Origin of the sequence: Chromobacterium piscinae (assembly GCF_021129175.1) — a bacterium.
Lineage (GTDB): Bacteria > Pseudomonadota > Gammaproteobacteria > Burkholderiales > Chromobacteriaceae > Chromobacterium > Chromobacterium piscinae.
The window spans coordinates 1-11,978 of the sequence record NZ_JAJOHV010000153.1; the positions used below are offsets into that span (position 1 = coordinate 1).

Sequence of the window (11,978 nt, forward strand, 5' to 3'; positions counted from 1 at the left end):
GCGCGGGCCAGCGGCTGGCTGGCGGCGTAAGCGCCCACCTCCACCGCGCCGCTGGGCGCCTGGGTCAGCGTCAATACCGGGCAGCCGCGGGCTGTCATCGCCGCGATGCCGTCGAGCAGCACCGGGTCGGCCGGCGCGTTGCCGCTGCCGTAAGCCAGCAGGACGGCGCCATCCAGCCCGCCGTCGCGCAAGGCCTGCCCGGCGAGCGCGCTGCCGTGGCCGGGCGTCAGCATCAGCGCGGCCAGCTTCAGATTTTCGTCTATCCGCAGCGGATTCCACTCGCCGTCGGGCTTCAGCCACCGCTCCTTGCGCCAATGCGCGTGGATGGCGAACTCAGCCAGCGGCTCGGCGTTGGGGCTGTTGAAGCCGGCGAAACGCTCGACATCCAGCTTCCGGGCGCGGCTGCCGCGCAGCAGCAGCCGGTCGAAGGCGATCGCCACTTCGTTGAGGTCCGGTTGGCAGGCCGCTTCCAGCGCGTCGGCCAGATTGCTCCAGCCATCGGAGCGCGGATGGACCAACGGCAGCTGCGCGCCGGTCAGCACCACCGGCTTGGCCAGGCCGCGCAACGCGAACGCCAGCACGCCGGCGGTGTAGGCCATGGTGTCGGTGCCGTGGATGACGACGAAACCGTCGTAGTCGTGGTAGCGGGAAACCAACGCGTCCAGTATCTGGTTCCATTGGCGCGGCGTCAGCGCGGAAGAATCGATCAGCTGTTCGAATTCGACGATGTCGAACTCCAGGCCTGGACGGGCGAAACGCTGCAGCAGGCGCGGCAGCAGGCCCGGCACGGGGGCCAGGCCTTCAGGGGTGTGGTCCATGCCTATGGTACCACCGGTGTAGAGCACCAGGATTCGGCTCATTGCATACTCCATCGCACTTGGTCTGCGGACGATGGTAGCGCAAGCCTCAGCCGGCGTCACACGCCGGCGGAACAGACCGGATCAGCGCAGCGCGTCGGACACCGCCACGTCGACGGCGCGGCGCGCTTCGTCGATGTGATGGACGATGTCGCGCTGCAGCGAACGCAGATAGGGATCGTCCTCGCGGTGGGAGGCATCCTGCCGGGCCTTGTCCAGCAGCGTCTTGGCCTGGTGGAAGCGGTCTTCCGGCCGCCAGCGCGCGTCCGGCTCAGCGCGGTCGTAGATGTCCTTGCCGTCGTCGATGGCGGCGTCGCGCATCTTGCGCAGCGCCTTGTTGATTTCATCGACGGCGTGGCGCTCGTCGTCCATCACCCGCGGATAGTCCGGACGGGCCAGCAGATCGCGCGCCTGGCGCAGATCGCTCATCGCGTGCAGATAGTAGGGGTGCTCCTCCGGATGCCACTGGTGCTGCTGCCAGGTCCACGCATCGCCGTCGCGCCAGCCGTCGGCCAGCGCCGGGGCGCTCAAAATCGCGTTGCCGGCGGCGGCCAGCGCCAGAATGGCCAGAATTCCACGCAGTTTCATGATTGTCTCCTCGTATGATCGAAATCGGCCCGGCGCTCAACGCAAAGCGTCGTTGATGGCTTGCTGCACCGCATGATGGGCGGCGTCGACGTGATGCAGAATGCGGTGCTGCAAATCGCGCACCCAGGGGTCGTCTTCCTGGTGGCCGGCGTCGCGGCGCGCGGCGTCCAGCAGCGCCAGCGCGCGGTGGAAGCGGTCGGTGGGACTCATCCGCGCATCGGGCTGCTCGTAATGCCACGGGTCCTTGCCGTCTTCGATGGCGGCGCGCTGCATCTCGCCCAGCGCCGCGTCGATCTCGGCCACCGCGCGGCGCTCGTCGTCGGCGATCTGCGGATAGTCAGGGCGCGCCAGATAAGCGCGCGCCTGGCGCAGATCGCTCATCGCATGCAGATAGTAGGGATGTTCGGCGGGCCGCCAGCTGCGCGGCGCCTCCACCTGCACCGCCACCGGCCGGTACACCGTTCGAGGCGGCGCCACCACGCAGGCGCTGAGTCCGCACGCCGCCGCCAACGGCATCAACCGGACGAGGCCGGCAATCGTCGTTTTCACCATTCGTCTCCTGGATTTCGGGCCGGATCGGTTCAGCCGTCCGGCCTGCTGTAATCAGTTCCTTGCAAAACCGATTACAGCTTGACCGCTCCCGGAAATGAATTCAGCAGCATTCAGGTTTCGGCGTGTAAGCGTTTGTAGCCGCCCAAGCCAGGTGGCATAACCGTTTTTCCCGCCGATGTCCGAATTTCCCCTCTTGGTTAACGAACATGAAGCGTGTTTGGATCTGCATATATACAGTCGGCAAAAAAGTAACAGACAGACTGTCTGTTTGTCATTTTTATAGAGTTTAAATTCAAAAATTGACATGAATTAAACAAATGGCAGTTTCATAATGCTAAAACGAACTTTGCTTGCATTAAGCAAGTCCATTTGCATCAAATCTGAAAAGCATTAAGCCGACAAGCGAACAAAACCTGTATCGCAATCACGAACCGGGGCGATGGCGGAACCCCGGCTTCACGGTAAGAAACCGCCAGCTAGCCAAAACCAGCAAGGTGCACCATGTCCTTACATCGCAGTCACGATATCCAGGCATTGCAGGGCCAGACCCTGACGATACACATCAACGATCAACCCGTCGTAGCAGCCAGCGGCGAAACCGTGCTGAGCGTGCTCAGCGCCGTCGGCCTGCGCCAGGTCAGCCGCAACGACAATCAGCAGATCGCCGGCTCCTATTGCGGGATGGGCGTGTGCCATTGCTGCCTGGTCAAGATAAACGGCCGACACAAGCGCCGCGCCTGCCAGACCGTGGTCAGCCCCGGCATGAAAGTGGAAACGGCCCATAACCGGCTGAACACGGAGGGCCTGAGATGAGCGCGAAACCAGTGATCGTCGGCGGAGGCCCGGCCGGCATGTCGGCCGCCATGGAACTGGCCCGCCACGGCGTGGACAGCGTGCTGCTGGATGAAGCTTCCCGCGTCGGCGGCGTGGTCTATCGCGGCCCGCTGCGGGAAGGCGTAGTGCTGGACTACCTGGGCGAGCGCTATCGCGAAAACATGCAGGCGCTGCACCGCGAGTTTGAGCAATACCGCAACCGCGTCGACATCCGGCTGGACACCCGCATCGTCGGCGGCGGCGACGGCGAGCTGTTCGCGCTGACGCCGGACGAGCAGGTCGAAGCCATCCCCTACTCCCAGCTGCTGCTGGCTGCCGGCTGCCATGAGCGCAGCGTGCCCTTCCCCGGCTGGACCCTGCCCGGCGTGATCATGCTGGGCGGCCTGCAGCTGCAGATCAAGAGCGGCGTGGTCAAGCCGCTGGGCCGCACCGCGCTGGTGGGCACCGGACCGCTGCTGCCGCTGGTCGCCTGCCAGCTGCACCGCGCCGGCGTGGAAGTGGCCGGCGTCTACGAGGCCAGCGCCTTCGGCCGCCTGGCCAAGGAGGCGATCGCCCTGCTCAACCAGCCGCAGCTGTTCCTGGACGGCCTGAGCATGGTGGCCTACCTGAAGCGCCACGGCGTGCCGCTGCACTACGGCTGGGGCGTGGTGGAGGCCCACGGCGAAGCCGAACTGGGCGAAGTGACCGTCGCGCCGTACGACGCCGAATGGCACGCCGACCTGACGCGCAGCCGCCGCCTGCAGGTGCAGACGCTGGCCGTCGGCTACGGCTTCATCCCGCGCACCCAGCTGACCCAGCAGATGGGCCTGGAGCACCGCTATGACGACGACGGCTACCTGAAGCCGGTCAACGACGACTGGCAGCGCAGCAGCCGCGACAACATCCACCTGGCCGGTGACATCGGCGGCCTGCGCGGCGGCGACGCCGCCGTCCTCACCGGCCGCATCGCCGCGCTGTCCATGCTGCTGCAGCTGGGCAAGCTGGACCAGGCGCAGGCGCTGAGCCGCCGCCAGGCCTGCCTGGACGAGCTGGCCTCCATCCTGCGTTTCCGCAAGGGCATAGACAACTTCACCCGCCGCGGCCGCGGCCAACTGGCGCTGCCGGCGCGCGACACCGTGATCTGCCGCTGCGAGCACGCCACCCGCCAGGACATCGACACCGCGCTGGAGCAGGGCGTCAACGACCTGATCAGCCTGAAGATGCGCACTCGGGTCAGCATGGGCGACTGCCAGGGCAAGATGTGTGTCGGCTATTGCAGCGACCGCCTGCGCGAGCACACCGGCAAGCGCGACGTGGGCTGGATACGCCCGCGCTTCCCGCTGGACCCGCTGCCGTTCTCGGCGTTCTCCGCAATCGATGCCCAACAGACTGAAGAGATTTGACATGAGCAAGCAATACGACATCGTGATCGCCGGCGGCGGCGTGATCGGCGCCTCCTGCGCCTACCAGCTGTCCAAGAACCGCGACCTGAAGATCGCGCTGATCGACAGCAAGCGCCCCGGCAACGCGTCGCGCGCGTCGGCCGGCGGCCTGTGGGCGATCGGCGAGTCGGTGGGCCTGGGCTGCGGCGTGATCTTCTTCCGCATGACTTCGGCCAAACGCAAGCGCGACGCGGCCGGCGCGGCGGTGGCCGTGGATGCCACCACGCCGCACATCCTGCCGCAAAGCTTCTTCGACTTCGCGCTGGCCTCCAACGCGCTGTACCCGACGCTGCACCAGGAGCTGATGGAAAACCACGGCATGGACTTCAAGTTCGAGCGCACCGGGCTCAAGTACATCATTTACGATGAAGAAGACCAGCTGTACGCCGAGCATATCGCCGCCCAGATTCCGCATCTAGCCAGCGAAGTGCGCTGGCTGGACCGCGCCCAGCTGCGCGCGGACGAACCCTATGTCAGCGACCAGGCGCAAGGCGCGCTGGAATTCCTGTGCGACCACCAGGTCAGCCCGTTCCGCCTGACCGACGCCTACACCGAAGCGGCGCGCCAGAACGGCGTCGACGTGTTCTTCAACGTCAACGTCACCGGCGTCACCCGCCAGGGCAGCCGCGTCACCGGCGTGAGCACCGCCGAGGCCGGCGACTTCTCTTGCCACACGCTGATCAACGCCGGCGGCTCCTGGGCCGCCGAGCTGTCGCGCTGGGCCACCGGCCGCACCATCCCGGTCAAGCCGGTCAAGGGCCAGATCGTGCTGTCCGAGAAAATGCCCAAGCTCTTGCGCGGCTGCATCACCACCAGCGATTGCTACATCGCGCAGAAGGACAACGGCGAGATCCTGATCGGCAGCACCACCGAGGACAAAGGCTACGACACCACCATCACCTACCCGGAAATCAACGGCCTGGTGCAGGGCGCGATCCGCTGCGTGCCGGAGCTCGCCAACGTCAACATCAAGCGCTGCTGGGCCGGCCTGCGGCCCGGCACGCCGGACGAGCTGCCCATCCTGGGGCCGGAAGACGGCGTCGAAGGCTATCTGAACGCCTGCGGCCACTTCCGCACCGGCATCCTCACCTCGGCCATCACCGGCGTGCTGCTGAACGGGCTGGTGCGCGGCGAGCCGCTGCCCCTGGACATCACGCCCTTCCTGGCCGGCCGCTTCCCCAACCGCACCGAAAAACAGATGGATTTCGCGCTGCACGCCTGATCAAGTTCCTCTCACTGAGCCGCCACGGCCTGATGGCCTGGCGGTTTTTTTTCGCCCGCGCCGGCGGACATCGGCGCCTGAAACCGTTTTGTCATATTAATGACGTCGTTTTGTCATCAATCCCTCATACCATCGCATCAGTTTTTCGATAGATAGGCCACCGGCCGCAGAAGGGGAGCAATGATGAAGCACAAACTGGGTTACATCGCCGTCGCCGGCGCCTTGGGTCTGATCGCCAACGCGGCCATCGCCGACAATCTCGCCGCGCTGGTCCAGGCCGCCAAGAAGGAAGGCGAGCTGAACACCATCGCCCTGCCTCACGACTGGTGCGGCTACGGCAACGTGATCGCCGGCTTCAAAGCCAAGTACGGCATCAAGGTCAACGAGCTGAATCCGGACGCCGGCTCCGCCGACGAGCTGGAGGCCATCAAGGCCAACAAGAACAACAAGGGACCGCAGGCGCCGGACGTGATCGACGTCGGCCTGTCCTTCGGCCCGCAAGCCAAGGCCGCCGGCCTGCTGCAGCCGTACAAGGTGTCCACCTGGAAGAGCATCCCGGACAACGTCAAGGACAAGGACGGCTACTGGTACGGCGACTACTACGGCGTGCTGACCTTCCAGGTCAACCGCGACCTGATCAGCAAGGCCCCGGCCGACTGGTCCGACCTGCTGAAGCCGGAATACAAGAACGCCGTGGCGCTGGCCGGCGACCCGCGCGCCGCCAACCAGGCCATCCAGGGCGTGTTCGCCGCCGGCCTGGCGCAAGCCAAGGGCGACGTGGGCAAATCCGCCGACGCCGGCTTGAAATTCTTCTCGCAGCTGAACAAGAACGGCAACTTCGTGCCGGTGATCGGCAAGGCCGCCTCGCTGGCCCAGGGCACCACCCCCATCATCGTGCGCTGGGACTACAACGCGCTGGCCGACCGCGACACGCTGAAGGGCAACCCGAAAGTGGATGTGATCGTGCCGAAGAGCGGCGTGGTGGCCGGCGTCTACGCCCAGGCCATCAGCGCCTACGCGCCGCACCCGAACGCCGCCAAACTGTGGATGGAGTACCTGTTCTCCGACGAAGGCCAGGTGGCCTGGCTTAAGGGCTACTGCCACCCAATCCGCTTCAACGACCTGACCGCCAAGAAGAAGATTCCTTCCGAGCTGATCAGCAAGCTGCCGGACGCCGCCGCCTACAAGAAAGCGGTGTTCCCGACCATCGAGCAGCAAGAGGCCTACAAGGCCGGCATCACCAAGCAGTGGGACAGCGTGGTCGGCAGCAACGTGAAGTAAAACGCTGCGCCCAGCCCCATCTCCGGGCCGCCGCTGGCGGCCCGTTCACCTCGAGAAACACCGATGTCCGCATCCTCAGAATCCATGCCGACGCCCTCTTCCCGCACAGCCAGTCCGCCCAGCGCCGCCCGCGCCTCGCTGCTGTCGTGGCTGGGCGTCGCGCCCTTCCTGCTGTTCGCGCTGCTGTTCCTGATCCTGCCCACCGGCATGCTGATGGTGGGCGCCTTTCAGGACGCGCAGGGCCACTTCACGCTGAACAACATCGCTCGCTTGTTCGACGACAACATCCTCAGCGCCTACAAGATCAGCCTGGAAATCAGCGCCGCGTCGGCCATCCTGGGCACCGCGCTGGGCCTGTTGCTGGCGCTGGCGGCGATACGCGGCGGCCTGCCGGCCTGGATACGCCCGACGCTGACCACCTTCTCCGGCGTCGCCTCCAACTTCGCCGGCATTCCTCTCGCCTTCGCCTTCCTGTCCACCTTGGGACGGATGGGCCTGGTGACCATGCTGCTGCGCAAGTATCTGGACTTCGACCTGTACGCCAGCGGCTTCTCCATCCTCAGCTTCGCCGGCCTGACGCTGACCTATCTGTACTTCCAGGTGCCGCTGATGGTGCTGATCATCGCCCCCGCCGTGGAAGGGCTGAAGGACGAATGGCGCGAAGCCTGCGAAAGCCTGGGCGGCTCCGGCTTCGCCTACTGGCGGCACATCGCGCTGCCGGTGCTGTGGCCCAGCATGGTCGGCGCGGCGCTGCTCTTGTTCGCCAACGCCTTCGGCGCGGTGGCCACCGCCTACGCGCTAACCGGCAGCTCGCTGAACATCGTCACCATCCTGTTGTACGCGCAAATCCACGGCGACGTGCTGCACGACCAGAACCTGGGCTACGCGCTGGCGCTGGGCATGGTTCTGATCACCGGCAGCGCCAACGCCGGCTACATCTGGCTGCGCAAGCGCAGCCAAAAGGAGGCCGCATGAAACCCACCGCCACCTCGCGCCTGGGCGCCTGGCTCGCCATCCTGCTCGGCAGCGGCTACTTCCTGCTGCCCTTGATCGCCACCTTCGAATTCAGCCTGAAGATGAAGCGCGAAGGCTACAGTTTCGAAGCCTATAAAACGGTGCTGACCGACCCCGGCTTCCAAGCGAGCTTCGGCTACTCGGCGCTGCTGGCGCTGCTGACCATCCTCGCCGGCATCCTGCTGGTGGTGCCCACCGCCTTCTGGATCCAGCTGAAGCTGCCCAGGCTGCGCCCGCTGATCGAATTCATCACCCTGCTGCCGCTGGTCATCCCCGCCATCGTGCTGGTGTTCGGCTACCTGCGCCTGTACGGCAGCGGCGGCTGGCTGCCGTTCACCGGCAGCGAGCGCGGCACCGACGCGCTGCTGGTGTTTGGCTACGTGACGCTGGCCCTGCCCTACCTGTACCGCTCGGTGGACACCGGCCTGTCGGCGATAGACGTGCGCTCGCTGACCGAGGCGGCGCAGAGCCTGGGCAGCGGCTGGTTCGACATCCTCAGGCTGGTGATCTTCCCCAACCTGAAAACCGCCATCCTGTCCGGCGCCTTCCTGACCTTCGCCATCGTCATCGGTGAGTTCACGCTGGCCAGCCTGCTGGCCCGCCCGGCCTTCGGCCCCTATCTGCAGCTGATCGGCGCCAACCGCGCCTACGAGCCGGCCGCGCTGGCCATCATCGCCTTCCTGGTCACCTGGGCGGCGATGGGGCTGATGCAGGTGGTCAGCCGCAACCGCGCCGCCCTCGGCGCAGACGAACATTGAATTGGAAACGGAAAGCATCATGGCATTTCTGCAAATCGACCATCTGAACAAGCGCTTCGGCCAGCAGGCCGTGGTCCACGATTTCAACATGAAGGTGGAGGCCGGCGAGTTCGTCACCTTCCTCGGCCCATCCGGCTGCGGCAAGACCACAGTGCTGCGCATGATCGCCGGCTTCGAAACGCCCAGCGGCGGCGCCATCCGCCTGGCCGGCGACGACATCACCCACCAGTCGCCGCAGAAGCGCGGCATCGGCATGGTGTTCCAGAGCTACGCGCTGTTCCCCAATATGAACATGGCGGACAACATCGCCTTCGGCCTGAAGATGCAGAAGCGCTCCGCGGACGAAATCCGCCGCAAGGTGGGAGAGGTGATCGCGCTGGTGGAGTTGAACGGCCGCGAGCGCCACCTGCCGCACCAGCTGTCCGGCGGCCAGCGCCAGCGCGTGGCCCTGGCCCGAGCGCTGGTGGTGGAGCCGCGCGTGCTGCTGCTGGACGAGCCGCTGTCGGCGCTGGATGCCCGCATCCGCAAGAACCTGCGCGAGCAGATCCGCGACATCCAGCGCCGCCTGGGACTGACCACCGTCTTCGTCACCCACGACCAGGAAGAGGCGCTGACGATGTCGGACCGCATCTTCGTGATGAATCAGGGCAAAGTGGAGCAGGAAGGCGCGGCGGAGACCATCTACACCCAGCCGGCCACCGAATTCGTCGCCCGCTTCATGGGCAACTACAATCTGCTGACCGCCGAGCAGAGCCACGCGCTGCTCGGCCTGGAAATCCGCGGCCACCTGGCGGTTCGGCCGGAGTCGATAGAACTGCTGGGCAACGACGACGCCGCCGACGAGCAGGCGCTGCCGGCGGTGATCCGCCAGCACCAGCTGCTGGGCAACATCATCCGCTACCAGGTGGACGCCGGCGGCGCGACGCTACAGGTGGACCGGCTCAACCGCCACGCGGCCGACCTGCTGCCGGCCGGCGCGCCGGTGCGGCTGCGCTTCGACCGCGACAATCTGCGCGAGGTGCGCTGAGCGTCAATCCGCGGGCTCGGTCCCCTGCTGGAAGTAATGCATCTGCTGGCGCAGGCTGTCGGCGCGCATCGCCACCTCCTGCGCCGCCGCCGACAATTCCTCGCTGGCGGCGGCGTTGTCCTGCGACAGCTGGTTCAACCGCCGCATCGCCTGGTTGATATTGCCCACCCGCTGCGCCTGCGCCGTCGCCTCGCTGGAAATCCCCTTCACCAGATCCAGGGTCTGGCGGCTGGACTCGACGATGTCGCTCAGCTGCTGGCCGGCGCTCTCCGCCAGCTCCACGCTGTCTATCGCCACCCGGCCGATCTCCTTGGCCGCCGTCTGGCTGCGCATCGCCAGCTTGCGCACCTCGTCCGCCACCACCGCGAAGCCCCGGCCGTGCTCGCCCGCCCTCGCCGCCTCTATCGCCGCGTTCAGCGCCAGGAGGTTGGTCTGGTAGGCGATGTCGTCGATGATGTCGGTGCGTTTGGCGATCTGGCGCATCGCCGCTATCGTCTGCTGCACCACCCGATTGCCCTCGGCCGCCTGCGCGCTGGCCGTGTCCGCCATGCCTCCGGCGTGATTGGCGTCGCCGGCCATGCTGAACATGCTGCAGGCGATGTCGTCGATCGCGCTGCTGCTTTCCTCCGCGTCGGACGAGGTGCGCGCCGCACCCTGCGACAGGCCCTGCGACGCGGAGTTCAGCTCGGTGGACGCGTTGGCCACCGCGTCGGCATCCTCCTTCACCTGCAGGATCACGCCGGACAGGCGCTCGCCCATCTGGCGGATGTGGGCGGCCAAGCTGTGATCGTCGCCGCGCCGCAGCGGCAGAAAGAAGTCCAGCCGGCCGGCGGACAGCTCGCGCATGCCCCGCGCCACCTCGTCCGGCTCCGCGCCTAGGGTGCGGATGATGTTGCGGCCCACCAGCACGGCCAGGCCGATCGGGAACAGCAGCAGCAACAGGCCCAGCAGCACCAGGTAGCCGTACACCCGCGCGCTGCTGGCCTGCGCGTCCAGCTGTCCGCGGATCTGCTGCAACAGCTGGCCCTGCAGCTGGTACAGCTCCGCCACCCGCAGGCCGGCGACGCGGAACCATTCGTCCGGCGTCTCGCTCTGCATCGCGCCGGCGCCGCGCGCCAACACCGCGTCGCGGGCCGACTCGAACTGCCGGCTGCGGTCCATCGCCGCTCGCAGCGCGGCCTCGTCGCCGCCGTATTGCCGGTATTGCGAGCGGCACAGCTCTTCCTGCGACTCCACGCCGCTGACCAGCCGGAAATTGGTGATGCTGAAGCTGCCCACTGTCAGCACGCCGGTCACCAGCCCGCGGGTGCGGCTGGTGAATTCCTTCTGGCAATTCACCGCCGACCACTGCAACAGCAGGGCTTGCACCTCGGGCGTCTGGGCATTGAACAGGGTGATGATGCCGGACAGCTGCTCGATCATGTCCGAATAGCGGTTGAACTCCGGCGCGGGCGAGATGTGGCGGGCGTCGATGTCTCGGCGCAGCTGGTCCAGATCATTCTGCGTAGGCACGCTGTGGCCCAGATAGGCTCGCAAGCCGTCGGACAACTCGTCCTGCGGCTGGGCTCGCAGCTTCTGCAGCACGATATCGGCCGCGGCGCGCGCCCGGACCAGCTCGGCAGGCAACGCCTGATGGCGGTTGAGATAGCCATAGCCCAGCCCCCGCTCGACCTGCAGCTGCTGAATCAGCTCTCCCACCATCTCGATATTGGCGCTGAGCACCTGATCGCGGTCCAGCACCTGCAGCAACTGGCGCTGATGCCAGGCGTAGCCTATCGCCACGCAGGACAGGGCCAGCACCAGCGGCGCGATCAGCAGCACCAGTTTGTGGGCAACCGTGAAGCGAACCCGCATATCCGTCATCCACCCTGAGCCGGAACACTTCTCACTATAGGAGAGGCCGGCCGCTAAGCGTAAATACCAGGGTTCGCGGTTCAGACCAGCTTCGCCATGTCCTCCGGCTGATCGATGTCCAGCAGCACGCCCGGATCGTCCAGCTCCAGCCTCAGGGCTCCATTCCAGTCCAGGATGTCGCGCGCGCCGGCATCGCCCCGCAAATCGAGCAATCCGGGCAAGCAGTCCGCCGGCAGCCCGCGAGGATGGCCCGCCCGCCCCTGATAGCAGGGCAGCACCAGTTGGCCGCGCGCCAGCGCCGCCGCCACCTGGCTGACGGTGTGCGGCCGCACCGCCGGCATGTCCGCCAACCCAAGCACCAGGCCGCGGCAGCCCGGCAGCCCCAGCGCCCAGGCGGCGGCGCAGGCCAGCGAATGTCCGATGCCGCCGCGGTTGAGCCGGCAGGCCAGCGGCTGCAGGCCCAAACGGCCGCACAGCTCCAGCCCGAAGGCGTCGTCTTCCGGCAGCACCAGCGCCAACGGCCCGAGCCGGCCGATAAACGCCTCGGCGCTGGCCTCCAGCAGCGTGCGG

At 66.7% G+C, this 11,978-nt stretch carries 12 protein-coding genes; 7 read left to right on the forward strand and 5 right to left on the reverse strand.

The genetic code is table 11. The features are described 5' to 3' along the window. The 3 genes from LQR33_RS23480 to LQR33_RS23490 all read right to left on the reverse strand — a co-directional run. Nucleotides 1-860: asparaginase (locus LQR33_RS23480; protein ID WP_231470663.1), on the reverse strand; the 860-nt coding region annotated here is incomplete at its 3' end. Between the two features lie 81 nt (nt 861-941). After that, nucleotides 942-1,445 carry a hypothetical protein gene (locus LQR33_RS23485; RefSeq protein WP_166438490.1) on the reverse strand — a complete coding sequence of 168 codons (504 nt, stop codon included), beginning with the start codon at nt 1,443-1,445 and terminating at the stop codon, nt 942-944. 36 nt (nt 1,446-1,481) lie between these two features. Beyond that, complete coding sequence (locus LQR33_RS23490) at nt 1,482-1,994, reverse strand: hypothetical protein (RefSeq protein ID WP_231470664.1); 513 nt, start codon at nt 1,992-1,994, stop codon at nt 1,482-1,484. A 504-nt stretch (nt 1,995-2,498) separates the two neighbouring features. Here LQR33_RS23490 and LQR33_RS23495 point away from each other — a divergent pair. The 7 genes from LQR33_RS23495 (at nt 2,499) to LQR33_RS23525 (ending at nt 9,554) form a co-directional block, all read left to right on the forward strand. Then, complete coding sequence (locus LQR33_RS23495; protein ID WP_231470665.1) at nt 2,499-2,810, forward strand: (2Fe-2S)-binding protein; 312 nt, start codon at nt 2,499-2,501, stop codon at nt 2,808-2,810. Then, complete coding sequence (locus LQR33_RS23500) at nt 2,807-4,213, forward strand: FAD/NAD(P)-dependent oxidoreductase (protein ID WP_221668637.1); 1,407 nt, start codon at nt 2,807-2,809, stop codon at nt 4,211-4,213. Before LQR33_RS23495 ends, LQR33_RS23500 begins: the two co-directional genes overlap by 4 nt. Before the next feature lies 1 nt (nt 4,214). Then, nucleotides 4,215-5,474: an NAD(P)/FAD-dependent oxidoreductase gene (hcnC, locus tag LQR33_RS23505; RefSeq protein ID WP_221668636.1), complete on the forward strand. Its 1,260-nt coding sequence runs from the start codon at nt 4,215-4,217 to the stop codon at nt 5,472-5,474. Between the two features lie 180 nt (nt 5,475-5,654). Beyond that, complete coding sequence (locus LQR33_RS23510) at nt 5,655-6,755, forward strand: ABC transporter substrate-binding protein (protein WP_166438495.1); 1,101 nt, start codon at nt 5,655-5,657, stop codon at nt 6,753-6,755. Nucleotides 6,756-6,818: 63 nt separating this feature from the next. Then, nucleotides 6,819-7,730 (forward strand): ABC transporter permease, encoded by a 912-nt coding sequence (locus tag LQR33_RS23515; protein WP_221668635.1) that lies wholly within the window; start codon nt 6,819-6,821, stop codon nt 7,728-7,730. Then, nucleotides 7,727-8,527, forward strand: coding sequence for an ABC transporter permease (locus LQR33_RS23520; RefSeq protein ID WP_221668634.1), 801 nt, complete (start codon nt 7,727-7,729; stop codon nt 8,525-8,527). Before LQR33_RS23515 ends, LQR33_RS23520 begins: the two co-directional genes overlap by 4 nt. A 19-nt stretch (nt 8,528-8,546) precedes the next feature. Then, a complete protein-coding gene (locus LQR33_RS23525; RefSeq protein ID WP_231470666.1) occupies nt 8,547-9,554 on the forward strand; it encodes an ABC transporter ATP-binding protein in 1,008 nt (335 codons plus the stop codon). A gap of 3 nt (nt 9,555-9,557) precedes the next feature. Here LQR33_RS23525 and LQR33_RS23530 read toward each other — a convergent pair whose 3' ends face one another. Together LQR33_RS23530 and LQR33_RS23535 are read right to left on the reverse strand one after the other, a co-directional pair. Next, a complete protein-coding gene (locus tag LQR33_RS23530) occupies nt 9,558-11,408 on the reverse strand; it encodes a methyl-accepting chemotaxis protein (protein WP_221665253.1) in 1,851 nt (616 codons plus the stop codon). 80 nt (nt 11,409-11,488) lie between these two features. Further along, nucleotides 11,489-11,978 (reverse strand): nucleotidyltransferase family protein (locus tag LQR33_RS23535; protein WP_231470667.1); only part of this gene is annotated, 490 nt, incomplete at its 5' end.